At 60.7% G+C, this 25,792-nt stretch carries 25 protein-coding genes; 14 read left to right on the forward strand and 11 right to left on the reverse strand.

Annotated features, from left to right (window positions below; genetic code table 11):
* Positions 1-187 precede the first annotated feature (187 nt).
* Both P2Q66_RS14580 and P2Q66_RS14585 read left to right on the forward strand, forming a co-directional pair.
* Positions 188-1,498 (forward strand): hypothetical protein, encoded by a 1,311-nt coding sequence (locus tag P2Q66_RS14580; protein ID WP_275729240.1) that lies wholly within the window; start codon positions 188-190, stop codon positions 1,496-1,498.
* Positions 1,499-1,588: 90 nt separating this feature from the next.
* A complete protein-coding gene (locus P2Q66_RS14585) occupies positions 1,589-2,023 on the forward strand; it encodes a hypothetical protein (protein WP_275729243.1) in 435 nt (144 codons plus the stop codon).
* A 1,476-nt stretch (positions 2,024-3,499) separates the two neighbouring features.
* On the opposite strand, the gene P2Q66_RS14590 is transcribed toward P2Q66_RS14585, so the two are convergent.
* The 4 genes from P2Q66_RS14590 to P2Q66_RS14605 all read right to left on the reverse strand — a co-directional run bounded on the left by P2Q66_RS14590 (position 3,500) and on the right by P2Q66_RS14605 (position 9,122).
* Entirely contained in the window at positions 3,500-5,284 is a 1,785-nt protein-coding gene (locus P2Q66_RS14590) for a DUF262 domain-containing HNH endonuclease family protein (RefSeq protein ID WP_275729244.1), read from the reverse strand.
* Between the two features lie 315 nt (positions 5,285-5,599).
* On the reverse strand, positions 5,600-6,289 hold the full coding sequence (locus P2Q66_RS14595) for a hypothetical protein (protein ID WP_275729245.1): 690 nt from the start codon (positions 6,287-6,289) through the stop codon (positions 5,600-5,602).
* A 656-nt stretch (positions 6,290-6,945) separates the two neighbouring features.
* Complete coding sequence (locus P2Q66_RS14600; RefSeq protein WP_275729247.1) at positions 6,946-7,725, reverse strand: carbon-nitrogen hydrolase family protein; 780 nt, start codon at positions 7,723-7,725, stop codon at positions 6,946-6,948.
* A 50-nt stretch (positions 7,726-7,775) separates the two neighbouring features.
* Positions 7,776-9,122: an APC family permease gene (locus tag P2Q66_RS14605; RefSeq protein WP_275729248.1), complete on the reverse strand. Its 1,347-nt coding sequence runs from the start codon at positions 9,120-9,122 to the stop codon at positions 7,776-7,778.
* A 171-nt stretch (positions 9,123-9,293) separates the two neighbouring features.
* Here P2Q66_RS14605 and P2Q66_RS14610 point away from each other — a divergent pair, with 171 nt between their 5' ends.
* The 7 genes from P2Q66_RS14610 (at position 9,294) to P2Q66_RS14640 (ending at position 14,891) form a co-directional block, all read left to right on the forward strand.
* Positions 9,294-9,884, forward strand: coding sequence for an AAA family ATPase (locus tag P2Q66_RS14610; protein WP_275729250.1), 591 nt, complete (start codon positions 9,294-9,296; stop codon positions 9,882-9,884).
* The gene (locus tag P2Q66_RS14615) at positions 9,881-11,365 is read left to right on the forward strand and encodes an SIR2 family protein (RefSeq protein WP_275729252.1); all 1,485 of its coding nucleotides are present in this window, start codon (positions 9,881-9,883) and stop codon (positions 11,363-11,365) included. Before P2Q66_RS14610 ends, P2Q66_RS14615 begins: the two co-directional genes overlap by 4 nt.
* Positions 11,366-11,393: 28 nt before the next feature.
* Positions 11,394-12,275, forward strand: coding sequence for a radical SAM protein (locus P2Q66_RS14620; RefSeq protein ID WP_275729254.1), 882 nt, complete (start codon positions 11,394-11,396; stop codon positions 12,273-12,275).
* A gap of 3 nt (positions 12,276-12,278) precedes the next feature.
* The gene (locus tag P2Q66_RS14625; protein WP_275729256.1) at positions 12,279-12,761 is read left to right on the forward strand and encodes a cytidine/deoxycytidylate deaminase family protein; all 483 of its coding nucleotides are present in this window, start codon (positions 12,279-12,281) and stop codon (positions 12,759-12,761) included.
* Between the two features lie 369 nt (positions 12,762-13,130).
* Positions 13,131-13,496 (forward strand): nucleotide pyrophosphohydrolase, encoded by a 366-nt coding sequence (locus P2Q66_RS14630; protein WP_275729258.1) that lies wholly within the window; start codon positions 13,131-13,133, stop codon positions 13,494-13,496.
* 416 nt (positions 13,497-13,912) lie between these two features.
* Entirely contained in the window at positions 13,913-14,668 is a 756-nt protein-coding gene (locus P2Q66_RS14635) for a hypothetical protein (RefSeq protein ID WP_275729260.1), read from the forward strand.
* On the forward strand, positions 14,649-14,891 hold the full coding sequence (locus tag P2Q66_RS14640) for a hypothetical protein (RefSeq protein ID WP_275729261.1): 243 nt from the start codon (positions 14,649-14,651) through the stop codon (positions 14,889-14,891). The genes P2Q66_RS14635 and P2Q66_RS14640 overlap by 20 nt, the downstream gene beginning before the upstream one ends.
* Before the next feature lie 270 nt (positions 14,892-15,161).
* On the opposite strand, the gene P2Q66_RS14645 is transcribed toward P2Q66_RS14640, so the two are convergent.
* Positions 15,162-15,659: a hypothetical protein gene (locus P2Q66_RS14645; RefSeq protein WP_275729263.1), complete on the reverse strand. Its 498-nt coding sequence runs from the start codon at positions 15,657-15,659 to the stop codon at positions 15,162-15,164.
* A gap of 373 nt (positions 15,660-16,032) precedes the next feature.
* Between P2Q66_RS14645 and P2Q66_RS14650 the strand changes: the two genes are divergently transcribed.
* Positions 16,033-16,194: a hypothetical protein gene (locus tag P2Q66_RS14650; protein ID WP_275729265.1), complete on the forward strand. Its 162-nt coding sequence runs from the start codon at positions 16,033-16,035 to the stop codon at positions 16,192-16,194.
* Between the two features lie 238 nt (positions 16,195-16,432).
* Here the strand turns inward: P2Q66_RS14650 and P2Q66_RS14655 are convergent, their stop codons facing one another.
* The 3 genes from P2Q66_RS14655 to hisC form a co-directional block, all read right to left on the reverse strand.
* The gene (locus tag P2Q66_RS14655) at positions 16,433-17,203 is read right to left on the reverse strand and encodes a Crp/Fnr family transcriptional regulator (protein ID WP_275729266.1); all 771 of its coding nucleotides are present in this window, start codon (positions 17,201-17,203) and stop codon (positions 16,433-16,435) included.
* Positions 17,204-17,433: 230 nt separating this feature from the next.
* Positions 17,434-18,846: an amino acid permease gene (locus P2Q66_RS14660; protein ID WP_275729268.1), complete on the reverse strand. Its 1,413-nt coding sequence runs from the start codon at positions 18,844-18,846 to the stop codon at positions 17,434-17,436.
* 54 nt (positions 18,847-18,900) lie between these two features.
* On the reverse strand, positions 18,901-19,998 hold the full coding sequence (gene hisC, locus P2Q66_RS14665; RefSeq protein ID WP_275729270.1) for a histidinol-phosphate transaminase: 1,098 nt from the start codon (positions 19,996-19,998) through the stop codon (positions 18,901-18,903).
* 93 nt (positions 19,999-20,091) lie between these two features.
* Between hisC and P2Q66_RS14670 the strand changes: the two genes are divergently transcribed.
* From P2Q66_RS14670 to P2Q66_RS14680, 3 genes are all read left to right on the forward strand, one after another.
* On the forward strand, positions 20,092-20,595 hold the full coding sequence (locus P2Q66_RS14670; protein ID WP_275729272.1) for an Lrp/AsnC family transcriptional regulator: 504 nt from the start codon (positions 20,092-20,094) through the stop codon (positions 20,593-20,595).
* Between the two features lie 120 nt (positions 20,596-20,715).
* Entirely contained in the window at positions 20,716-22,374 is a 1,659-nt protein-coding gene (locus P2Q66_RS14675; RefSeq protein WP_275729274.1) for a thiamine pyrophosphate-binding protein, read from the forward strand.
* A gap of 69 nt (positions 22,375-22,443) precedes the next feature.
* Positions 22,444-23,151 (forward strand): hypothetical protein, encoded by a 708-nt coding sequence (locus P2Q66_RS14680; RefSeq protein WP_275729277.1) that lies wholly within the window; start codon positions 22,444-22,446, stop codon positions 23,149-23,151.
* A 63-nt stretch (positions 23,152-23,214) separates the two neighbouring features.
* Here the strand turns inward: P2Q66_RS14680 and P2Q66_RS14685 are convergent, their stop codons facing one another.
* The 3 genes from P2Q66_RS14685 to P2Q66_RS14695 form a co-directional block, all read right to left on the reverse strand.
* Positions 23,215-23,358 (reverse strand): hypothetical protein, encoded by a 144-nt coding sequence (locus tag P2Q66_RS14685; RefSeq protein WP_275729278.1) that lies wholly within the window; start codon positions 23,356-23,358, stop codon positions 23,215-23,217.
* Between the two features lie 227 nt (positions 23,359-23,585).
* Positions 23,586-24,245 carry a dihydrofolate reductase family protein gene (locus tag P2Q66_RS14690; RefSeq protein ID WP_275729280.1) on the reverse strand — a complete coding sequence of 220 codons (660 nt, stop codon included), beginning with the start codon at positions 24,243-24,245 and terminating at the stop codon, positions 23,586-23,588.
* Between the two features lie 113 nt (positions 24,246-24,358).
* Positions 24,359-25,129, reverse strand: coding sequence for a type 1 glutamine amidotransferase domain-containing protein (locus P2Q66_RS14695; protein ID WP_275729282.1), 771 nt, complete (start codon positions 25,127-25,129; stop codon positions 24,359-24,361).
* A 186-nt stretch (positions 25,130-25,315) separates the two neighbouring features.
* Here P2Q66_RS14695 and P2Q66_RS14700 point away from each other — a divergent pair.
* On the forward strand, positions 25,316-25,792 hold a 477-nt coding region (locus P2Q66_RS14700; RefSeq protein ID WP_275729284.1), incomplete at its 3' end, for a 2-dehydropantoate 2-reductase N-terminal domain-containing protein.

The following is a 25,792-nucleotide window of genomic DNA, read 5'->3' on the forward strand; positions in this document are numbered from 1 at the left end:
CTGTGCTTGCTGCTTCCCCATGCACCCGCTGGAGGAATAACTTCCGTATGACTAGCTGGTGGTAATCCAAACATACTAGGATCCCGCTCTTGGCTCGGCTTGCCCAGCCAAAGCAATCAGACTGTTACTGCCGTGTCGGTAGTCGGTGAGACACTATTCGGAGTTCGTTCAACGAAAGCAGGTTGGGGTGGCTAACGAAGACCAAGATGTTGCGCCTGAGGCGGATCTGATTCAGGAGGAGGCCACGAAATGGCAACTTCAATTTATCGGCGCTCCACACCCTGACGGCGGCCGCGAGCTCTTTCTGGTCCGTTACGTTGTCGGTGGTTCCGAGGAGTACCAGTACCGGGCAAACGGCGAATGGCTGGACGTTACTCAATGTCACGATGAGGACGCTTGGTTCTTCCTTATCCCTCCCGGCGGCGATTTGTCCTACTTCGATCATTCTCAATTGGACGAGTCGAGCGTCGGAGTGGAAGTTGGTTACCTAGTAGAGCAAGCCGTGGAATGGTACGACCACCCTGCTGAGCGATCAGGGCTTGCCTATGAAATCTTCGGCGCTCAGGAACAGCAGTTGTTTGTGCAGCGGAAGTTCGGAAGCCTTAATTTCCAAGTGCAGCTGGCCACCCAAGGGATTATTTGGAAGCGTACCTCGAAAGGTCAGTGGACACTCGAAGACAACCTCTCGCTACGCGAGCGCTTCCAGCGCTCTGTCCTCATCGAACAGGCAGAGAACTCACTGCGAGAAGCCCCTGTTTCCAACTCTTCAGCGCCCGCCGAAGAAACCGCCATTGATCTGCACACGGCCTTCGCCATCGCTTCGGGCGCTCCTATTCAAGTTGTCCCTACCTTTGATGAGCTGCTGTTTCGCATAGTTGAGCAAAGCGAGCTCACTTGGGACTCAGTTTGTCCACTACTGGCATGCTCGGCAAAGGTGTGGCTCGTCATTGATGAAGCAACAGATGAGACTCGCGGACTTGTGGTGCAATCACGCTCCCGTACTTGGCTGCGGCACAGGGCATCCTGGATTCCTGTCAATTGGAAAAAAGGTCACAAGCGGCGTCTGCAGCAGCTGGGCATGGACAACTTAGTAGAAGCGGTCAACTGGTGGGACAGCGCTGGAAGCGTTAGCGGGAAGCGTTCAACACCACCAAAATTTTCTGATTCATCAATCCAGTTCGTCTCTGACGACCCTCACGAGGTACCCAACTTTTCCATACGCGACTTGGTGCGCGGAGCCATGGACACCGGCTACGGCGAAGCCAGACGGTCAGGAACATGGCAACACGGATACTGGCCTGTATTCGACTTCGAAAACCACATGCCTGCCGATGAAGGAGACGTACGCCCTTATGGAGGCGAGTATCTTCACCGCATTGATAAAAGCCTTGAGCCTTTTGCGATTGCATTTTGGGACCAGCACAGTGAAAACCATGTAAAGGAGAGTCAGCAACTAACGGCGCACGACTTCGGGCAATGGGTTTCCAATCAAACGTAGATATTTTGAACGCCCACGCTGGCTCTTTAATTTCTGCAGCCCTGCAGCGAAAGGAGAATTATGCTATCTAGATATGTGACTTGGGGAGATATGAAGTCGGCACATCGCTACGCTATCAGTTCAGGTGTCATACTGTCCACGGACCATTTGATTGATCGGAACATCCTCAAGTCAGGCTATTTCAAGCATGACGACGAGTTCTACTACAACCTGGATCCGGACTCAATAGTCGAAGCGCGATTGGATCGGTGGCCGTGCACGCGACAACCTGGGGATCATGAAGAATACTTCGTCACCATGAGTACCAGCGGGATAGCGCTTCTCGTGCTGATGCTGGTGAACGACGAGAAATTTTACTACCGAAAGAATCTTGACTGGGTATATGTCGGCCCTGGCGACAACGTTCCCGGGTTTGAAGAGCACCGGTTAGTTGCTGTTTCGCAACGCATAGTTGAATATTTCGATTACACGGAATCCAGTGAATTCGAGCTTATCGAGGAAAGCATTGAAGATATCAAGATCTGATTTCTCATTAAAGCGTCCTCTAAGTCGCATCAACAGTCATACTGCAACCTGAGCCAAGCAAACTTTCGATCGAAATGGGGGAATTAATGAAAGCCGGAGACGTTACTCTTGGTCATGTCTTTGCGCCGACCATGACCTGGTAGTGCCGCTGTTTCAGCGTCCCTATGTCTGGGATGGAGCGCCCAACTGGGCGCCCTTGTGGACCGACGTCCGCACGGCGTCGGAAGTTTTCGACGAGCATGGTCGTCATGACCCCCGCTCATACTTCCTCGGTGCCGTCGTTATCCAATCGCGCCGCCATCTTCCGCGCAGGCTGTCCTCGTCCAATATCATCGATGGCCAACAACGCCTGACTACGCTCCAGGTCTTGCTGGCTGCTTCTCGGCGTGTAGCACTCAGGATCGGGCAGTGACGTCTGCTGGCCTTTTCAGCACACTGCTGGTGGGCAGGTGGAAGAGAATCGTGGCAGGGTCGGCTGCGACCCCGGCAGCCTCGTTCACGGCTCGTGGTCCTGTTCCAAGTTGAATGCTAGACACACTCATCCCAGCAGGGTCACGGGCCCCTTTGTCTCTAACGACTCGAACTGGAACCCGCACGAACCGCGAAGAGTTGCCTTACCGGACCGGCCCGAGGTCCAGCAACCGCGCATGGACCATGCCGTGGGTGCCGCGGGGTGTGGTCCACGATCCCTGTGACCATCCCGGTGCCGGGCGGACCTGTGTGGGACGATACATGCTCATCGACGCCGAGCGCGTCCACCCCTTTCAGCCTGCCGGTTGCTGAGATCCGCCCGGTCGCCTCACTCTTTACTGTGTCCCAGACCGTGTGCGAGGAGACGCCGAGCTGGTGGGCCAGGGCCGAGACCAAGGTGTCGAAATGTTCCAGCGCGTCCGTCGCCCAGGCTGCAGCGCGGGCAGTGAGTTTCGCCCTCAACCCGGCCAGTGCATGGTCCTCGGTGACCGTCGTTCTCGGGCAGTCGCGGTCGGGGCAGCGCGCCAAACGCGCTTGGCCCATAACATCATGGGCTTGCCGAAACACGGGATGTCATGAAGCCGAACCCGCCGGAGGCCATGGCCCACGGCAACGACGTCGCAGGCCGAACAACCGGTGACGTCCTCGCCGGTCTCGACGCCCAGGACCAGGCCTCTTCCAGTCGCCGTGACGGAGCTGACGTGAACGCCCTCGACACCGAGCAGCGCGTCCGGCCGCGTGCATCACCGGTCATCGGAACAAGACATACAGTTATTCATGTCGGGGTCTCTTTGGTTATTGGTTTGCTTGGTCGCTACCAATTCGAAAGAGGCCCTGGTCTCATTCCTCCCGCACCACGCCGCAGCACAAGCGGCCGCAACTACGACGTCAGCCGCCGACCGCCCTAACCATGCTCATTTGCGAAGGCCCTTAAAGCACGTCTCGCTATGCACTACGCAACCCACTCTCTGCCGACAGTCTCTCAAACTGCCCCCGTCGCTGGCCTTAAAGAAGATTTTCAAAGAAAGGCCAGCGTTGGAGTGCCCAGGCCTCGATTTCAGCTGACCGCTGCTCGATCGTTTCTGCGTTCCAGAGCGCACTGTTCATGTAGACCTGCTTGGTTGTCGAGAAAACAGACTCTGATTGCAGAAGGCTCCGTGCTTCGTTCCAGGACCGGCATCCTTTGGTGGAATTGGCGTGCAAGGACAAGGGCACTAGATTTCCCCAGGTATTGACGAGCCTCTTATGATCCTCGGCGGAAATTGCTTTTTTCCAGTCGTCGCTATAGTTCTGCGGCATCAGATGATCCACGGTCATTGGCGGGAAAGAGTCAAGAACATCTCCCGTTGAGACGGCGCGTTCATACTCAAGGATGACGTAGTTCCTTATCTTTCGGTTGTACAGGTTCCCTGTCCGGATTGCCTGAGAGACTGCGGCGTCCTCAGGGAACTGCACGGTTGACGACACAATCCTTTGTCGCACGAGCGAGGGGTCCGAGTTTGCGTCCTTCCAAAGTTTCTTGAAAATCGCGTGTAGACCGGTAGGTTCAATGCCCAAGAGGCCACGGCGGACGAGGAAGGACTCGATAATTTCAAGGCACTCAGTGGCGTTGGCAACATTACAATCACCACTGCTTGCGCTGGTGAGCAGTTGCATGACATAAGGATAGGTCGACCCTGGTCTGTTCAGATCCACAAGCCGCCGAACGTGTTCCGTCAGTTCAGGTTCGACCTGGTCCAGTCGACCGGAATGAATAGCGTTGAACGAAGCCTGATGGGACCTCAAGTCACTCATGATTTCGAGCAGTTCGCCCCGGGCATCGAGCTCTTTGTCTTTAACCAGGTCACTCCATCGCGAAGAGAGCGCGTTGAAGGTAGAAGCCTTGGTCACTGTCGGATCGATTGTCAAGGCGAAGGGGAAAAAATATCCCGTCTTGGCCCCATTGTCGGAGAACGCCTCCTCGAACGGTTTCCACTCGTTCTGATAAACCTTGAGGGCTTGCTTTCCATCCTTGTCCAACCGCTTAAGTACATCGTTACGGACGAGGTCGATGATGCCGAGCTTCACTCCTTCGTTATTCAGGCGGTCGAACACCTCGTTGGGATCGTGGCTAGAACCCAGTCGAATTTCGACAAACTCGAGCGCCTCAAGGAGAACATCTCGAAGCTTTTCTATGTTACTTATGACCTCTTCATCACCGAGTTCCTCGTCGTCAGATAGTTTTGATGTTCGCTTCACAATATGGCTGAGAATGATGTTGTAAGCCTTCGTCATGTCACCGTCGGGGTCTCCCGCCTCCCGTGACATGTCGACTTCAAGATCAAATTCGTAGCCGAACGCAGACCTCATAATGTCGTTGAACTGCCGAGTATCCGTCAGCGTTGGACACAATTTTGGCTGGTTCTTACTATTCTTCTTACGGCTCACAAGGTACTGCCCGAACAAATCTTGAGCGATTTCCTTACCCTCCTCACCAAAGTGTTGAGCGTGAGCAGCCAGGGCGACCAGCGTCAATACCATTGTCGTTAGGCGCTGCTGCCCGTCGATTATCCAATAACGTCCTGCCTGGGTAGCAGTGGAGGCCAAATCTTCATTGAATACAAGGGCTCCCAAGAAACGGCGGGGATAGGTCTCATCGCGAATAGTGTCGATGTCATCCCACAAGCGATCGATTTGCGTCCTGCCCCATACATACCGCCGTTGAAAAAGCGGACAATACAACTGCACATCGTCGCCAAGTCGCACGTTCAGTGTAACGGGGTCAGCCTCCAGGCTTTGTTCTGATGCCATCAGACGTATTCCTTCATTCTAGTCAGTCCTTCAATTATCTAATCACATCGATCAACCCAAACGCTCGGGTGCGGTCGCGCCACAATTGCGCGGCGTCATCAACAATTTCGATCGTGGGCGTACTCGCTTATCGTAGTTAGAATGGTAGCTTTCGTAGGCGACGCCGTTCTTCCCCCGCTAAGAATGCACGTGTATAAGCAATAATACGTGGAGGAAATTTCGCTAGATCCGGGAATCAGGCGGCTTGCGTCTGTTGTTTAATGCGGCAACGGCGACGAATTATGATTGCTATTCAAGATGATCAGCTTTGGACCATCATTGCTGCGCAAGTTGGGCTGCAGCAATAGCGAGGCCCGGCATGGAACCAATGAAACTTGCTGCAGCCGGCCGGTAAATCGTCTCTGCCATAGTCGCCCAGCGGCCGCGTTTGTCTCCGTCAGACTGACCGGCCGCCGCGTAGAGGGCAACCCAAAGGTCGTACAATGCCTGCTTAAGATCTGTCTCACCGTAGGCCTTCTCCTCGACGATACAGCCGCGGATTGTCTGCACGATCCTTGAAACGTGTAGTCGTAGTTCAGAAGAAAGCTCCTCGTCCTCTTCAAGAAGTGTCACAACTTCGTCCAGGTAGGACATAATCTCAGCAACGCGTTCCGGGGTTGGAGCTGGCAGGTGCCGATCAATAGCGGCTGCCAGGTTCTCCAGGGTATCCATAGTGTGCACACTGAACACGGCACTGTTGGCACCGGCATTCCACGCGTGCGGGTAATTCATCACAGCCTTGGTCCAAAGACGGAAGCTTCGCCTGAATGATTTGACGCGATAACCACCGCGCTCGAGGTCGTCAACGCAGTTTTTCATAGCGGCCAGCAGACACATGGCATAAAGATGGTCGTCGATAGCAGTGTCTTCGTCGGTTTGTAGCCCACGACTATCAAGAGCACTTCCGCCGGGATGCTCCCCCCACCGTTCGAAAAGCTCCAACAGTTCATGCGCGGGGTTTTTCAATGTCTTCTCTCCAGCCGTCGATTATCTACTCGATGATCATATCCGCAGACCTACGAAGCTTGTCCGGAGGTTGTCAGACTTCCGACGCCTTTCGGGTAACAAGTAGTTCCCAGAGCCGCGTCATCCAGTTATTCAGCTCTAGTTTCAAAGCAAACATCAGACGATCAGCCAGGCTACTCCGGACCATCCATACGCACGACGGTCGATACGGTCCTGCGTTCTGATGTCTGCAAGGTGCAGCTAACATCACTACTGAAGACTTATCTTGCTCTCCTCGTCTCATGACCCGGACAGGTAGCAGAAGGCGCTCCCCCACTTGCGGTTCAGCTCGGGCAACGTTGTCGTTACTGCACTGGAAATTGGCAATATTGAATCCCAGATGATTTCTTGACTGGACGCAATTCCGGGTTGCAGCTACTAGAAAAACCAACGGCACAGACAACCTAAGATTCGGTGCACGCGCTCGTCTTCCTGACAAACAGACGCACTCCATACCATGCAACCTCTGCTGTGAGCCTTATTCAGCACAATCCGGAAGCAGGGCATTCTTGCGCCGCGCGGCCAGCGTTCGTGCTTCCGTCCCCTAAATCCCCTAGGTGCCGAGGGCATTAAGCCGAGGTCCTAAAGTCTTCGGCAAACAGAACTAAGCCCAGTCCCTACAACCGCCGCTGCCGGAACATCGGGAACGAGTCTCGCACGCGGTCCACCGTTTCCAGCGAGACCTCCACCGCACGGACACCCGGCTCAAGCCCGAGGTCAGCCTCAACGACGCCCATCGGGTCCACCAGCACGCTTCGCCCCACCGACACCGGCGGCGCCTGGCACACCCCCGCCACGTACACGCTGTTCTCAATCGCCCGCGCCGCGTTCAACGCCAGCCACTGCTCCGTCTTGTGCTCGCCTGGCACCCAGGACGAGCAGACCAGCAGGACCTGCGCGCCGGCGTCGGCCAGGGACCTGGCCAGCTCCGGGAACCGCAGGTCGTAACAGGTCATCAGCCCGAACCGCACTCCCCCGCACTCGAACACCACCGGCTCAGTGGACGGGCCGGGCTTGATGAATGTGGACTCCCCAAAGCCCTGCGCATCAAAAAGGTGGATCTTCCGGTAGAAAGCCAGCCGGCCGCCATCGGGTCCGAACGCCACCAGCGTGTTGTACGCCCTGTCCGGCTCGTTCGAGGTCTCCACCACGCCCGCCACCAGCGCGATGCGGTGGCGGCGGGCGATGGCGGCGAGCTCCCGGCAGACGGACCCGTCCAGCGGCTCGGCCACCGCGGGGAACGTCGCGTCCACCTTCTTCTTCTCGTAGGTGGCGTACTCGGGGAAGGCGACCAGCGCGGCGCCGTCGTGCGCTGCCTCGGAGGTGAACCGGTCGATCGCGGCGAGGTTGGCCCGGATGTCGGCGCCCGACTCCAGCTGCCCCAGCCCAATCTTCACAAGAGTTCCTTCCCTCGGGCCCCGCAGGCCACACTACAAACTTGCAAGCGTCAGGCGGCCGCCTCGACCGTCGCCTTCTCCGTTGCCGTCATCTCCGGTGGCGAGGCCTTGAACCCGCGCGTGATCAGGGCCAGGACCACCACACCCAGCACCAGCCAGGACACCCCCAGCGTAATGGCGTTGCTGTCCAGCCGGGAGAGCAGGTAGGCGCAGATGATCGCGCCGATCACCGGGACCACCACGTAGGACACCGGGTTCAGCTGCTGCCCGGCCCGGCGCTGGCGCACATAGTGGAACACCACCGCGGCGTTCACCAGCGTGAAGGCGGTGAAGGCACCAAAGTTGATGAACGACGTCGACGTGGCCACGTCCAGGAAGATCGCGATCAGGCCCACGATGCCCGTGATCACCAGGTTCGCCGCAGGGGTGTGGAACTTCTCGCTGAGCCGGCCAAAGACTGCCTTGGGCAGGACGGAGTCGCGGCCCATCGCGTACAGCAGGCGGGAGGCGCTGGCCTGCGCGGCGAGGCCGGAGGCGAACTGCGCCACCACCAGGCCGGCCAGGAACACGGCACCGAACAGCTGCCCGCCGATCTGCACGGCGATGGAGCTGGCCGCGGACGCAGAGTCCTCGAACACGCCGCCGGGGTGGACCAGCTGGGTCACGTAGGACACCGCCACGAAGATGCCGCCGCCGATCAGGGCCACCAGCATGATGGCGCGCGGCACCGTCCGGCGCGGATTGGTGGTTTCCTCGGTGAGCGTGGTGACCGCGTCGAATCCCAGGAACGAGTAGGCAGCGATGGCGGCGCCGGCGGAGATGGTGGTGAAGCTGGCGGTGTCGTTGAAGAACGGCTCCCCGCTGGCCAGTCCCCCGGCGCCGTTGGCGGACACCACGTTGCCGATGGCCAGTGCCACGAAGAACACGAGGACCAGCAGCTGGAAGGCCATCAGCACGTAGTTGGCCTTGTCGGCCACCTTGATGCCCAGGATGTTCAGCAGCGTGGTGATGACGATGAATCCCACGATCCAGACGCCGATGGGGATGCCCGGGAACTGGGCGCTCAGGTAGGAGCCGCCGATGAGCCAGATGGCCATGGGCAGGAAGAGGTAGTCCAGAAGGACGGCCCACCCCACCAGGAACCCGACCCGGGAATCGATGGAGCGGCGGACGTAGGTGTAGGCGGAGCCGGCTACGGGGTAGGCGATGGCCATCCGGCCGTAGCTGTGCGCGGTGAACAGCATGGCCACGAGTGCCACGAGGTACGCGGCGGGCGCGGCGCCGCCGGTGGTTTCGGCGATGATGCCGAAGATCCCCAGGACGATGATCGGGTCAGGTACGCCAGCCCGAACAGGACCAGCGAGGGCAGCTTCAACGTGCGGGTGCGCAGAGCGCACATCTCCGGCAGGCCGTATATATTCATGCACTGTGCACGTCAACTATTCACATATCGCACTTTCATCGACGTGACGTCGACACATACAGCGCATTTGGGTAACTCATCCTGCCCTGACGCTAATCTTTTGACTGTCGATATGGGTGATGTGCAAGGCTGATTCGAGGACCAAGTGTTCATTGTGTTTGAAGGCCCCGACTCCTCGGGGAAGACGACGCTGGCGAAAGCGCTGGCGAACCATGTAGGTGGAGAATACCAATCAGGAATTGTAGCCCCGCTTGCGGGCCTTCGAGAGGAGGCCGACGCACTCTCTCCTATGGATCGATTTTGCTTTTATCGCACATGCAACGCGCTGAAAGGTGCACGGCTGCTGGCTGACCAAGGGTCGCATATTGTTTTAGATCGCTACATATACTCCACTGCCGCCTACCATCAACTGCTACTTGGCGACGACTTGACGGGCTACGTTGCAGAATTTCTGGGAGATTCGAAGTATAGGAGTCCAGACCTGGTCGTCTACGTGACCGCAGAACCAGCAATCAGACGGTCAAGGGCATTGAGCGACGGCACCGCAAATCTCTGGCTCGATGTTTCGATGGACAGCCGTCTCGAAGAAAGCTATTCAAGTGTCATGGCCGCGGCGGCGACGCCAGTTGTGCTGGTGGACACCACCTTCAGGGATGCGGATAGCTCGAGTCAATGGCTTATGTCAGAACTTGAACGTCGCGGGCTTCCCTTGATTTCGAGTGGCGGAGCTCGATGAGCCACGATCAGATACCAGCGGAGTTGATCAAAAAGCTCCGGGAGGACTCCGTCGTTCTTTTTGCTGGTTCGGGCCTTTCGGCCACTGCAGGGCTACCGCTTTGGGACGCTCTTGGAAAGTCTCTCATTCAGGAAGCTCTGAAGGCGGGGACTATTGATTCATCGAGGGCTGCCGAACTCAGCGCTCTTTCCCCACAGACAGTCGGTGATGATCTCCTTGGTCGCCTGACCAAGAACGAGAGGGCAGATTTTTTCCGACGGCATTTCTGGAGCGAGGCACAAAGTGACGCTCATCGACTCATATCTCGTTTAGGCGTGCGCCGTGCGGTTACAACCAACTGGGACTGCATGCTTGAGCGGGCACTGGAGCATGTCCTGGCCGCACACGATCCCAAGCGGCCTTGGCAAAACGTTCGAACAGGGTCCTTCACAAGTGAAAAGACGGACTATCCCCTTGTAGACGCTGCTCGCAAGAATCTACTCACCTCTTGGGTCTTTCATCTTCATGGCGTTTACTACCGGCCCTCGTCGATAGTGTGGGAGACGAGCAAATACGCAGACGTCTTGGAAGATGAGTTCACTTCTGCCTTCTTTAGCGAGATGCTGCGGGACCAAACGGTGCTCTATGTTGGCTACAGCTTGGAAGACCAAGATTTTCAACTGATAACTGATCGACTGCGCCGCCGACATGAAGAGTCTGTAGTTCGGCACTACGCGATATTACCGAACGTCGGGCAAGTCCGGCGCGATGACTTGCAGAAGAAGGGCGTGACCGTAATCTCGTACGAGGCAAAGGCCGGCGTAAAATCAGCTCACAGCATCGGCCTGACAGCAACTCTGGGTTCAATTGCAGAGAAAGTTTCCCGCACGAAGGCGAGGCCTAATTGGCGCACTTCTAGAGTCGACGGATCAATCCGGGACAGGATTAACCGGCTACTTACCGCGCAGAGCAGTGGCGAGGAAACCGACGGGATCAAGATATACGCTTCGGCTGGCAGGGACTTCCTGCGGGATCATTTTGATCAGCTGGTAGAAGTTATCCTGGCAGGCGCATCACTCCAATTTCTGCTATTCGATCCAAGGACGACAGTACAAATCCCGGGACATAGCCAAAAATCCATTCACGACTGGCGTGCTGACACAGGTGCGCTTGCTCACGCCTACAGTTCGAGCGAATACGCTGAATTTCGGGAGGCGCATACACTGCTGAGCCAACTCACGGAGAGGGTCAGGGCGTCCGGAGGGAGTGCGGCAGCGATAGAGACTCGCTACACAACTTCATTCCCCCGCAATACTCTCTGCTACATCGGCGACAGCCTATTTGACTGTCCGCGGCCCGTGCGCCAACTCAGTATCCAAGGGCCAGCGGTTGAGTATTTTGCAGGCAGTGTCGAGCACGCATTTTTCGAGAGCACCTTCGAGTCACTGTGGTGGGAAGCCGCCGAATTAGCACCTACCGACTTCCCGCCTCCAAGTAAGTAGTTGGCAATTGAGCAGGAGAATCAGTCAAGTGACATTTGAGCCCAACTCCAACGCGCCTTACAACGTGTCATGGCTGCTGACCAACAACTGCAACTACTCCTGCGGCTTTTGCTGGAGAGTATTGGATCGTAAGAAGCTCAGCTTGGCGGACGCCTTATCGATCACGCAGAAGTTGGCAGCCGCAGGAATGAGCAAGATGAGTTGGGCAGGAGGGGAGCCACTACTCTTCAAGGGCCTTAAGACCCTGATAGAAGAGACCTCCCGTCTTGGTGTCGAAACCATGCTCATCACTAACGGTGCACTCATAGACAGGGTCTGGCCCACGGGACTTCCTCAGGGTTTAGACTGGCTGACCCTACCGCTGGAGGGGATCGGTGATGCAATCAATGTCCGCGCGGGACGACAAGAGGGCCATTACGAACGCGTGCTCAAATTACTAGACCGCTATCGATCAGAGCCTGTACGACTCAAGATGAATAGCGTTGCTCTTGGATTCAACACTAAGGAGCTCCTGGAGATCCCGCAGCACCTCGATGCTTGGGGCGTGGAGCGCTGGAAAGTCTTCCAGTTCTATCCTGTACGAGGCTTTGCAGAGGCCAATCGGCAGGAGTACGAGATGTCCGATGAAGCCTTCGAAGAGTTTCGTGTGGAATTACTCGAGCGCTGTGAGCGGCTAGACGTTAGAGCGACAGTGGTAGCAGAGAGCACTCGCGACCTAGACAATAGCTACTACACGCTTTCGCCGGATGGCTGCGTGTATGTAAGCATGGATGGGAAAGACGTCTACTTGGGTGACCTAGCTAAGGACGATCCTGGCATCATCTTTGCCAACCCACTCCTCGACAAAGACAAGTACAACGAACGGTCCGGATGGGTATTGGAACCAAGACGTCCAATATGGAAGGGTTAACCTATGAGCCGCCCCTCTTGGGAAGAGTACTTCTGCGATCTTGTCGCGGCGGTATCCAAACGAGCGACGTGTGATCGAGGTCAAAGCGGATGCGTGGTTGTCCGGGATAAGCGGATCATCTGCACTGGATACGTGGGGTCACCCGCCGGTCTGCCACACTGCGACGACGTAGGTCATGAATGGGGCAGGGTGTTGCTTGAAGACGGCAATATCAGAGAGCACTGCATCAGAACAGTTCATGCCGAACAGAACGCCCTAGTTCAAGCTGCGAGAAATGGCCTGTCGCTCGAGGGATCGACGGTGTATTGCTCAATGGAGCCGTGCGCCACGTGCACTATGCTTCTGATCAGTGCCGGCGTGGAGCGAGTCGTAGCGCTCAAGAAGTACCATGCGGCGGCCCGCAGTCGTGAGATGTTTCTGCATGCAGGGGTCACGCTAGACGTCTTGAACGACGAAGTAGAAACCTACGCAACGGGAAACGCGTGATGAATTCTAATAATGAAGGAAGACCGCAACGCGACGAACTCAGCGTCGAAGCCCGGCGGCTATACCTGTCAGACTGCCTCCAGAGGAACGTCTGCCCTACGTGCGGCGTGCCACTTACGCCACGCACCAGGTACGGAACCGGTTCTTTGCGGGATGGTATCTACTGCTCTATGCGGTGCTTTATGACCCCGCCAAATTAGTGAGTAGGCAACTGCCGCGCATAAATAAGAAAAGGCGTTCTGTGCTCCCTCCTGAACGTCGCTAACGGTCAGCCCGGTGTTCCCGCCCTCAGCGGGATGCACTGCATTGCCTGAAGTGCTTCGTTCCGCTAAACAAAGACCCGCTCCATTTTTCTATCACTATTGGTGCATGATGACTGTAAATGATCTTCAGGGATTAGTACGCCGGTTCGCTGATGAGCGCGATTGGGGGAAAATCCATACCCCTCGGAATCTCATTCTCGCGCTGAGCGGAGAAGTTGGGGAAGTGGCCGAATTGCTCCAGTGGACAACCGATGCCGATGTAGAAGCGTGGCTGGCAGACCCAGCTAACGTACAGATGCTTAGTCTTGAACTCGCGGACGTATTCTCGTATCTGCTTCGGCTGAGCGATGTTTGCGGAGTCGACCTGGAATCGGCCTTACGGACGAAAGTAGAGCTGAATGAGACGCGGTACCCCGTAGCCCTGTCTAAAGGCAGTTCAAAAAAGTATGACCAGCTTACGGGTCAAAGCTGAGGAGAACCTTGTCCGGCAGTTTGTGAAGCTTTCGGCGACGCTCCGCCTATGGCGCCTACACGCTACAAGCTAAGCAGGTGAACTACCCGGGGGAAGTCGTATGACTCTGGCGCTCAGCTTCAATTTCCTCCCGGCTCAAAGAGATGACGTACCTAGTCCCGTCCTTGGCCCAGCGGACATTGGCTCCCCATATTTCCTCGCTACCAATCCTCCGACAAAGGGAGATGATGCTAGAAACGGGAAAGAAGTAGAGTTGAGCAACGCAATCCTTTTCGGAGGCCGCAAAGACGCCGCCAGACCTGAGTTGGCTCACGGGCTGCGGATTCGCCGGGGGGGGTGCAGGCCGCTGACCTGCGGTGATGTTCGCGGTTGAGCGGTTTTTCACGCACTAATGGGATTTGTTCTAGTGTCACCGTGTGGCATTCATCAGGAGGGTGCGGACGGCCTCGGGCGCGACCGGGGTGCAGATCGCGGAGTATGTGAGAGGCCGGCAACGCATCGTTGAGCACGTCGGCTCGGCGCATACGGAGGCCGAGCTCGGTGTGCTGCTGGCGCGTGCCCGCGAGCTGCTGGAGGACCCTGCCCAGGGCGTCCTGGAACTCGGTGTCGAGCGCACGCCTCCAGTGCTGGGCCTGGTCCCTCCGGCCAGCGATCCGCGCCTGTTCGACCTCGCCGACACTGCAGCACCAGCTGGGCGCACGGGCCCTGCCCGCGTGGTCGGCACGGACTCACGCGTCCTGTTCGATGCGTTGGCCAGCGTCTTCACAGCCCTGGGATTCGAAGGCCTCGGCGACGAGGTCTTCCGCGACCTGGTCATCGCCCGGGTCGTCGAATGGCGGGCAGTGTGGGCGTACTCCCGCAAGCGAGCCGTCCACGACAACAAAACACTCACAGCCCAGGAAAACCGGGCCCGCGAGGTCATCGAGGGCCAGAAAGCGGCCCGGACCCCGAGGTTCGTCAAGACCTCCGGCGGGGCGCGCAGCCTCGACGAGGCATCACTGACGCGTGCCCGGCAACTGGCCGCTCTGAAAGGGTACGTGACCAATATCCCCGCAAACATCATGACCGCAGGGGAAGTCATCGGCACACCACGACCTGTGGCACGTCGAGCAGTCCTTCCGGATGAGCAAAACAGACCTGCGCGCAAGGCCCATGTTTCACCGCACCCGTGACGCGATCGAGGCGCACCTGACCATCGTGTTCGCCGCGCTTGCCGTCTCCCAAACAGTCCAGAACCGGACAGGTCTCGCAGTGAGTAACGTGATCAAACAACTCCGACCCCTGCGCTCAGCGACCATGGCCATCAACGGCACCCACCAGACACTCGCCTCCGACATCGCCGCCGAGCAGCAGGCCATTCTCGACGCCATCCGGAGCCCAAAACTCACGCACTAAGCAAATGAGCCAAGTCAGGCCAGAACCTCGCAGCCTCTACAACCGTCGCTGCCAGAACAACGGGGAAAGACTGCCGCACCCGCTCCACAATCTTCAGCCCGACCTCCACCGCCCGCACCCGAGCGTCAAGCCCAAGATCAGCCTCCACAATCCCAATTGGGCCCACCAGGAAGTAGATGAATCGGGGTCCTGAGGGAAAAAGGAGATACCCCTAATCCGGAAAACCTGCCAGTGTCACTATGACCACCACCGTGACCTTCATCCCGGCTCTCAGGAGACCTTGGCAGCCAGAAAGCTCCGCACATCGTTGGCGATGACTTCGGCATCTCTGGGGAAGCCTATGAAGTTTCCTGAAGTGCGGTGTATGAGCCAGCGCAAGCCGATGAACCAGATACCCGGAGCAGGTGAAGCTGGTCCATGGCGCAATGGCGCACCCTCGGAATCCGTCATGTCCTCCCCAAGCCAGCGGAAAGCGCCCTTGTAGCCAGTACACCAAATGACACTAGCTATCCCCGCACTCGAGAGGCGAAGGAGTCGGGGCGGATCAATCTCAAACGGCTGTTCCGCTGGGTCCGGTTCGGCCGGTGGCGCGTCAAGCCCACTAGCTTGAATATGGGCGTCGATCAGGCTTCGAGTGTTCGCCGCGAAACGGTCTCCGTAGGCAATATTCGCCGCGGTGCTGTCGTCGAATGTGAGGGTCGCACCTTGGACCGCTACGAGACGACCCGTGAGTGTGGCTCCGGCCTTGGACAGGGACTGCAGGCTCATAGCGTGTCCGTGGGGTCCCCACAATGGGGGTACTGCCCGGACCAATCGGGGGTCTGGCAGGTCCTCGGTGCGCTGCTCAAAGAAGCCTGCCTCGTCCAACCATCGCGCAATGTCTCTTCCGCGATATCTTGCCGGTGCATGACCGACCGGGCAGGTTGCCAACCCACACACGCCTGCCTGCCCCCAGTAAGTCGTCAGTGATCTGGGCCCCGGACTGTGCGCTGCCGACAACCAGTACCGCCCCTTCGGCCAGATCGCTGGGTTTCCTATATGTTGCAGCATGGCGTTGCATGATACGGTCCGGCAGCCGCCCTGCAAGGGCAGGCACACGTGGTACGTTTTCACCGCCGCATGCGACCACGACAGTGCGAGCTTGGAGTTGGCCGTCACTTGTGCGCAGGAGCCACCGACCATTGTGCCGGGCCAGCCCAACGACGTCGATGCCAGCGCACACCGGCGCTTTCGAAGCCAGCTCTTCGAGACGCTGCACCACTTCCTGTCGGCTCAGGTAAGTGTCTGGTTCCTGTTCACCTAGCATCGCGTTCATGAACGCGGGATTGTTGACGTGCAGCGAATCCCAGCGCTGGGTCCGCCAAGTTTCACCTGGCCGACCCCGCTCCAGAACAACATGCTCGATGCCGCACTTCGATAACACGGAACTAGCGGCGAGCCCGGCTGGGCCAGCTCCAACCACCACACAATCAATGACCACGACGCGCCTGCCTTACTAGATCCATTGGAAACTCCAGTGTGGTTCGGTACTCGTTGGCCTGTCAGGAACCTATGTTCCACCGCGTCTCCTGGACCAGCCGCGCGGGGTCCAGAATGACGATGCCGGTCCGGCCAGTGTGAACTATGCCTTCGTGCCGTAGCTCACGCAGAATCCTCACCACAACTTCCCGCGCCGTCCCCACTGCCTCCGCTAGTTCACTCTGCGATGCCGTGACCACGAGCTCGGTATTGAGCTCCTGGCCAACCCGGACTTGTTCAGGCGCCAGCTCGGAGGCCAAATCGAGCATGTGCCGGGCGATCCGTTGTCGGACGCTGGCGAAGGCGCTGTCGGGAATCTCGTAAATGAAAGTCAGAACCCGTTCGCTGAGTTCCTCCAGCAGAGCAAGCGCGACCTTCGGATCCTCATTCACACTTCGGTGCACGTTTTCCGGCAACAAGCTCAACAACTTTGTGGCCGTCAGCGTCTGAAGGGAAGCAGGTAGGGAGAAATCCGCAGCAAACAGCGATCCTGCGCCGAGCAGGGATCCTGGCCGGCAGTAGCGGATGGTCAAGGTGCGTCCGTCCGGAGCTCTAACAAAGACTCTGACTACACCAGACAGGATCAGTTCCAGGTGCGGATTCCTGTCGCCTTCGCGATGCGTGACCGTACGCGTCGGCACATCTTTGCACTGGGCCCCTGCGAGCAACTTGCGCAGGCTTTCGGGCGCAACCTCATGAAGGTGGGAAACCTCAATTGCCTTTAAGACGTCAGCATCCATAGCCAGACCGTCCACCGTTTCATGTGATGTGCTGATCAGCAGCCTGTAGTTCAACGAGACAGGTGTGCAACAGCGCCTTCCCCGCCGGATTCGCCACTCCGATCCTCTCGACCCGGTCTGCAGAGAGTGTGGTGATCCAAGTATGGCCGCAAATGGTCGGGGCGTCGTTGTTTTTGCCATGGCTGACCGGACGCCTGCGATACAAACCAGCGAAGGGCGCGCCCAGCCGAAGCCGGACGCGCCCTTCATGTGCCCTGAACCCGCAAGTGGTTCAGCCGCCTGGATCAGTCGATGAGTACCGGCGGCTTGGCGCCCTCCGAAGGCTCGACAGCGGGCGCAACCTTCCGGCCACGGTGATTCAGCCAGTTCGCCACCGCCAACAGCGCCACGAGTCCGAAGGTGCTCAGGAGCTGGGGACGGGAGTCCTCGCCGATGAAACCCACCGTGAAGATCGCCGCGAGGATGAGCAGCCCGAAGCCAGTGAGCCACGGGAAGCCGGGCATCCGCAGGGGAAGCTCCGTTCCCTCACGATCGGCCCGGAGGCGCAGCGCCAGCTGGGCCAGGAGCGCGGACGTCCACACCAGCAGGCAGGTGGAACCCACGATGTTCAGCAGGACGCCAAGGACCATCTCGGGGAAAGCCAGCTCCAGCACAACCGTGACAACGCCGAAGGCGACGCTGGCCAGCACTGCGACCACCGGGACTCGCGCCTTGGACACGGAGGCGAGCCAACGGGGGGCTTCGCCCCGCTCCGCAAGGGAGTACGCCATCCGGGAGGCACCGTAGAGGTTGGCGTTGAGCGCGGACAGCAGTGCTGCTACGGCCACCAGGGTGATGGCGGTAGCTGCGCCGGGCATGCCGGCGGCCTCCAATACCGCGGCAAACGGGCTCTTCAGCCCCTCAGATCCAACGGGAACCACAGCCGCGATAATGAAGATCGCACCGATGTAGAACACCAGGATGCGCCACAGCACAGTGCGAACTGCTTTCTTCACGCTGCGCGCAGGCTCCGCGGTCTCGGCTGCCGCGACGGACACGATCTCGGTGCCGCCGAACGCGAACGCCACCACGAACAGTGCCGTGGCAATCCCGCCAAAGCCACTGGGCGCGAACCCCTCGCCCATGAAGTTGGACAGGCCCGGCGACTGGACGCCCGGCAGCCAGCCGAAGAGCAGGGCAGCGCCCACCGCCAGGAAGGCCACGATTGCCGCCACCTTCAGCAGCGCGAACCAGAACTCGAACTCGCCGAAGTTCTTCACGCTCGTCAAGTTCACAGCGGTGAGCACCACGATGAACACAAAGGCCATCAGCCACACCGGCAGGGCCGGGAAGATGGTGGCCAGCAGGCCTGCCGCCCCGAGCGCCTCTGCCGCGATGACCACCACGAGCTGCAGCCACCAGAGCCAGCCCACGGTGGCACCGGCCACCGGCCCGTAGGCCTTGGCGGTGTAGACGGAGAAGGCACCGCTGTCCGGGTTTGCGGCGGCCATCTCGCCGAGCGCCCACATCACCAGGATGATAAGGGTGCCGGCCACAAGGTAGGAGATCAGCACCGCCGGGCCGGCGGCCTGGATGCCCGCGCCGGAACCGATGAAGAGGCCCGCGCCGATGGCGCTGCCGAGGCCCATCATGGTGAGCTGGCGGGGTTTGAGGGCGGCGCCGAGTGGGCGCGCAGACGTCTTTGTCTGTTGTTCCATGGGGATTCCTCTGGTTAGTAGGTGGAACGGGTGGGGGTTGGGTGTCAAGGAGTTTTAGGCCGCGTGGGATTCCAGGATCCGGAGCACGCGGTCGTTGGAGGCGGGGTCGGCAACGGTGATCCGCATGCCGTCGCCCTGGTACGCCCGGACCAGGATGTCCGCGCCGTCGAACGCCTCCAAAAGCCTTGCCCGGAGCTCGTTGCCGGCACGGATCCACAGGAAATTGCCCTGGCTCGGCTGCAGTTTCCAGCCCTGGGCTTCCAGCTGCGCGGCCATCCGTGCGCGCTCCTGCTTCACGACGGCGACTCGCGCTTCCATCTCCTCCCCCGCGTCCAGCGACGCGATCGCCGCCTTCTGGGCCAGCGCGCTTACGGAGAACGGAAGGGCGGTGCGGCGCAGTCCCTCAGCGATGACCGGTGCCGCCACGGCGTATCCCACACGCAGGCCGGCCAGCCCGTAGGCCTTCGAGAAGGTCCGCAGGATGCAGACGTTCGGGTACCCGCGGTAGAGCGCCAGGGAATCGGGGGCGCTGCCCGCTTCGGCGTATTCCACATACGCCTCGTCGATCACCACGAGGATGTCGGAGCGGACGGATTGCAAGAAGGCCTCGATCCGTTCGTGGCTAATCGACACGCCGGTGGGATTGTTGGGGGTGCAGAGCAGGATGACTTTGGTGCGGTCGGTGACGGCAGCGGCCATGGCATCGAGGTCGTGGCCCTCAAGGTGGTTCAGCGGGATGCGGACCGGCCGGGCGCCTGCCAGCTCCACCAGGATTGGGTAGGCCTCGAAGGAGCGCCACGCGAAGATCACTTCGTCCCCGGCGTCGCACAGTCCGGTGATGATCTGCTGGAGGACGCCCACGCTGCCCGGCCCCACCGCGACCTCCCCGTCCGTGACGCCGAGGTGGCGGGCGATCCGTTCGCGAAGTTCGACGGCGGCACTGTCCGGATAGCGGTTCATGGCACCGGCCGCTGCGGCCACCGCGATGATGGCTGCGGGCAGCGGTTCGTAGTGGCTTTCGTTGCTGGCGAGAGCTGCGACGTCCACGCCGGCGCTGCGCCGGCCCGGGACGTAGGACGGAAGTCCGGTGACCGCGCTTCTAAGGGTGGGAAGCGCGGTGCCCGGTGCGGTCAGGAGCTGATCACGGGTCATGAGGACCGATCATGGCTGTGACCCGGCCCACATAGCAAGATACGCTCTAGCCATTGGGACAACTGCTCAACTTCTACTGTATGTGGTGAAAATATGACCATCGCGAACTCCCGCACCCTCGATTCCCTCGACGGCCGGATCATCCTGGCCCTCGACGAGGACCCCGAAGCCAGCGCCCTGGCGCTCTCCCGGACACTCGGCGTCGCACGCAACACCGTCCACGCCCGTCTGGCGCGGCTGGAGCACAGCGGCGCCCTCCGCTCGTTCAGCCGCAGGCTGGACCCCGCCGCACTCGGATATGAACTCATGGCCTTCCTCTCCCTGTCCATCAGCCAGACGCGGACGGGTTCCGTGGAGGACGGGCTCGCGGCGATCCCGGAGGTCATCGAGGTGCACGCCACCACCGGCGACGCGGACCTCATGGCCAAGGTGGTGGCCCGCGGCACCGCCGACCTCTACCGCATCACCAACGAGATCCTGGAGATCGACGGAATCGAGCGGACCAGCACGGCCATCTCCATCCTGGAACTCATGCCGCCCCGCTACGACGGCCTCATCAGCCGCCTGTCCGAGCAGGAAGGCCGCCCCTCCGACTAGAGGTGGGTGATGCGCACCACAGATAGGCAAATTTTCAGTTCACTCTTCTCCTTGCTGCCAAAAGTCCCAACCAAAACCGGTGCTATTGCTTATCTGAGGTGTGGCCCACAGGCTTCCTGCATGACTTCACTTACCGTGTCAGGCCGTGTGGCCCAGGTTCTCAGCAGCTATGTCAGCGATGTCTTCGGCGTCATGGGCAACGGGAACGTCTACTTCCTGGACGCTGCGGAGAAGCAGGGCATCCGCTTCTCCCCCGTTCGGCACGAGGGCGCCGCCATCGCCGCGGCCGACGCCTACTACCGGACCTCCGGACGCCTCGCAGCGGGCACCACCACCTACGGCCCCGGCTACACCAATGCACTGACGGCCCTCGCCGAGGCGGTCCAGGCGCAGATCCCCGTTGTGCTGGTGACCGGGGATGCTCCGAGCAGCGGCGCCCGGCCCTGGGACGTGGACCAGGCGGCCATCGCCGCGGGCCTCGGCGCGGCCACGTTCACCGTAACCCGCGATGCCGCGGGCGCCATCAGCCGGCAGGCGGTGGAGTACGCACTCACCCGGCGCACCGCCGTCGTCCTTGCCATTCCCTACGACCTTGCGGCCCTCGAGGCTCCGGAAGAGGACCTGCCTGAGCAGTCGGCAGCGAAGGTTACGGACGACGTCGACGGCGGCCTTGGGCAGGTAGCCCGCCTGCTCGCCGGGGCCAAGCGGCCGCTGATCCTGGCCGGGCGCGGTGCGCACCTCGCCGGCGCCGGCCCCGAGCTCCGGGAGCTCGCCGACCGCCTGGGCGCACTGACCGCCGGAACCGCCCTGGCCCTCAACCTCCTGCAGGGCGAGGGGTACCTCGGTGTCGCGGGCGGCTTCGGCACGGACACCGCAGCCGAACTCATGGGCGAGGCGGATGTGGTCCTGGTGGCCGGGGCGAGCATGAGCCCCTTCACCATGCGGTTCGGGCACCTGCTCGGCCCGGATAGCACGGTCATCCAGATCGATGCGGGCTTGGAAGCGACCAACCCGCGTGTGGACGTGTTCGTCAGCGCTGATGCGAAGACAGCCGCCGCACACATCCTCCAACTGCTGGATGGCGGAACTTCGGCAGAAGGCTGGCGGGCCGAAGCCCGCCGGCGCCTGACTTCCGGGCCGGGACACCACCCCGGCACCGACGAGACTCCCGACGGCCGGCTGGACCCGCGCGCCCTTGCCACAGCGCTGGATGCGGTGCTGCCCGAGCGCCGCACGGTGGTCCAGGACGGCGGGCACTTCATCGGCTGGGCTCCCATGTACTGGAACATCCCACGGCCGCAGGACCTGGTGATGGTGGGGACCGCCTTCCAGTCCATCGGGCTGGGACTCGCGAGCGCCGTCGGGGCAGCCCGCGCAGTGGAGGACGGCCGCACCCTGGTGCTGGCCTCGGGCGACGGCGGTTTCCTGATGGGCCTGTCCGACCTCGAATCGCTCATCGGTTCGGCAAAGAGTGCCATCGTGGTGATCTACAACGACGCCGCGTACGGAGCCGAGATCCACCAGTACGGTTCCCAGGGCCTGACCGAAAAGCCCATGCTGATCCCCGAGGTGGACTTCAGCGGCATCGCCCGCGCGCTCGGTGCGGAGTCGGCGATCATCCGTTCGCTGGCGGACCTGTCCGCGCTCACGGACTGGATCGACGCCGGGGCGAAGGGAACCTTCGTGGCCGACTGCCGGATCACACCGAGCGTCCGGGCCCCGTGGCTGAGCGAGTGGATGGAGGCGTCCCAGGCAGCGAACGCGGCCGTGGCGGGGTAACCCTGACGCCGACCGTGGACTACGTCCCCTGTCTCCAGGACTGGGCCGGGAATACAATGAGCCATGCCCGTGACCGGCCGACTCGTTTCTGCTGCCGTGCTGCTCGTCGTTGGGGCAGGCCTGGCGGTGTTGGCTGTGATGGTCCACTACGAATTCATGAGAATTTACGGCGACGTGAGCGGTACCCCGTTGGAGGGTCTCACGTGGGGGCTCACAGCCGGACCCTCGGGATTGGGGCTCGGTCTGGTGGCGGTGGTTGCCATGATCGGCTTCATGATCTCGACACGGCGGTGGATGCGGCTGACGGCCGTGGCCATCCCGGTCCTCATGCTGCTCGGGATGTTCGCTGTCACCCCCGCAGCGCTGGGGCAGAAGATGGAAAGCCAGTTTGTTTCCGCTCCGCAATGCGTCACCGAGGGCACCGCTGAACCCATGGCCAGCGCGGATCGTGAGGCCCAGCAGGCGTTCGATTCCATCAGCCACATCGGCCATTTCAGTGGCGGCGGCATGAGTGGCGTCGGCGGCTGTAGCCGCTGGTTTAAGCTTCCAGGAGGCGCCGACGTGTTGCAGCACTATCGGGGAGCGCTCCCAGCGGCGGGCTGGGAAGTGGTGGAGGATGACGGAAGCCATCTGCGGGCGCAGCTTGATGGCCGCGCGTTCTATGTGATGCCCTGCCCCGGAGGCGGTGTCATCTGGGCGGGAAGCGACGACGAACCCTCATTCGGGCAGGGAAGGCCTGGGCTGGCGGGCACCGAAATTTGCCCGCACGACCTCTGAACACAAGATTCCGGGACGACGGCGGGAAGGCGAGCCCCGCCGTCGTCATACCTTGGCCGCGCCTCAGGACGCGCGGCGGAATTCCCCCGGCCGGACCTGGAGATGGAACGGCAGCGGCAGCTGGATTGGCTTGTCGCCGATGGGCTTGTCGAGCAGCTCGTTGATGGAGCTTTGCCCTTCCAGCTCGCCGTCTCGTTTGGTGCCCATGAAGCGACCTTACGGCCGTCACCGCCGGACCGACTCCCCTGACACGGGCAGTGGCATAGCCCGAGAACCGAACCTGGGCGCCATCGTTGAACGCTGCCGGAGCCGCAACCTGTCCTTGAAGGTGAACGGGCGCAACGCCTCTTTGACCTGCGCTAGCACTGCCGCGACTGCGGGGAATGGACCGAGGAACCCTGGCCGCGTTCTCATGCCCTCCCCAGCGTGACGGGTCAACGGGCCGGGCGACGGGTAAAGACCAGGTGGACCACGCCTTGGGGAGAAGGGGTCGCTTCAATGTCAAAGCGTTCTTGGAGTCCTTCGAGTCCGTCCCAGAGCCGTTCGCCCCGGCCCAGGAGGATCGGCACGAGGACAATATGCATGTGGTCGATCAGGTCGGCCTCCAGGAACTGCCGCACAGTGCTGGCGCCGCCGCCGATCCTGACGTCCAGTCCCCCTGCCAGGGCGCGGGCCTTCTCAAGCGCGGAGACGGGGTCAGCGTCAACAAAATGGAAGGTTGTTCCACCTTCCATCTCGAGGACCGGCCGGGGATGGTGCGTCAGAACAACCACAGGGGTGTGAAACACAGGGTTCTCACCCCACCACCCCTTCCAATCCTCGCTCTCCCAGGGACCGCGTTGAGGGCCGAATTTGTTGCGCCCCATGATTTCGACGCCGATCCCGGGTCCCCACTGGCTGGCGAACGCCTCGTCGATGCCGAAGGATCCTTCCGATTCCCCGTGGATGCCCATAGCGCGGAAGGTCCGCGTCTCGAAGGCCCACTCCAGCAGCCGCGTGCCGGCGTGGCCGAATGGAGCGTCCAGTTGCTGGCCCTCACCGGTGCCGAAGCCGTCGAGGGAGACCGAGAAGTTATGCACGCGGACAAGGGACATGTCGTCTCTCCTGAAGTGTCGTTGGCAGTCACTGTAGGGCGATCGGTCCCAACCGCTCAAGGGCTAATGCGGGCGTCCTTGCAGCGTGTCCGCCAGTCTCAGTGAGCGTTGGGTTACTGCTCCCCTTCGGCAGCAGCAGCCGCCTTAATCGCGTCCTTCTCGGCGCGCAGAGCCTCCGCGTCATGCTGTTCCTCGGCTTTTTCCTGGTGGATGACCGCTGCGAAGAGCTTCTCCATCTCCTTGGCAACACCGGCAGCTGACGCCGGGTTCTGACCGGTCACCAGCCGGTCGTCAACCACGACCCTTTCCTCAAAGACACCGGAGGAGACGTGTGTGGCGCCCTGTTCCTCAAGCCGGTCTGCCAGGAAGAACGGAATGACCTTGTCCTTGCCTGCGGCGACCTCCTCGTCGTTGGTGAAGGCGGCCACCCTCCGGCCCTCGACGAGGCGAAGCCCGTTCTCCAGTTCCACGTTCAGCAGGCCGGCCGGTCCGTGGCAGACCGCGCCCACCAAGCCGTCGTTGTTGTAGACCCTGGCCACCAGGCTCTGCAGGCCTTCGCTGTCCGGGAAGTCCCACATGGTGCCGTGGCCGCCCACGAGGTAGACGGCGTCGTACTGGTCCGGATCAACGACGTCGACGCGGGCGGTGTTGTAGAGGCCGGCGCGCGTGGTCTCATCCTCCGTGAAGGCAACCTGGATGGGATCTTTCGGGTCCACCTCGTCGCGCGGCGGCTGACCGCCCTGGATGGACGCAAAGTCAACGAAATGCCCGGAATCCTTGAACACCTTCCAGGGATGTGCAGCCTCGGCCACGTTGTAGCCGGTCTTCTCCCCAGTATCGCCAATCTCGGAAACGCTGGTCAGTACCATGAGGATTTTCTTCATGAAGTGCTCCTTTCGTCCACGTCCCACCCTACGCCCCGGCCCATCTGGGGCCGGTCGTGAGGTTGGCCCCGACGGTGGGTCGCATTGCGGAAACGGCCTAGCCTTGGAACATCGGATACAAAGCCGCGGCCGTCCTGGCTTTTGGACCCGATCAACAAGTCGAAAACCACCGGAAGGGATGCACCCATGCGGATACTCGTCGTCGGAGCCGGAGCAACAGGCGGGGCGTTCGGTACGCTCCTGCAGGAAGCGGGACGGGATGTCACGTATCTGGTGCGGCCGCGCAAGCAGGAGGTCCTCCGCCGCGACGGGCTGCGCTTCGTCTCCCCCACCGCTGACCGGACGCACCAGGTGAAAACCATCACCGCCCCGGACGGGTCGGAGGCTTTCGACCTGATCCTCGTCACGGTCAAAGCCGTCGCGTTCGAGGGCGTGCTCGGCGAGATCGGCGCTTTCGTAGGGCCAGGGACCAGCATCATTCCCATCCTCAACGGCATGGCCCATGTGGACCGGCTGGAGCAGCAGTATCCGGGACAGGTGCTCGGCGGCCTGGCCCGGATCGTCGCCACGCTCGACGGCGATGTGGTCCGCCAGCAGGTGCCGCTCACTTCGCTCATGGTTGGCGGCCTGAACGGAAACCCTGTCCCTCCGGACGTTTCCGAA

The organism is Arthrobacter sp. Cr_A7 (assembly GCF_029222765.1).
Lineage (GTDB): Bacteria > Actinomycetota > Actinomycetes > Actinomycetales > Micrococcaceae > Arthrobacter.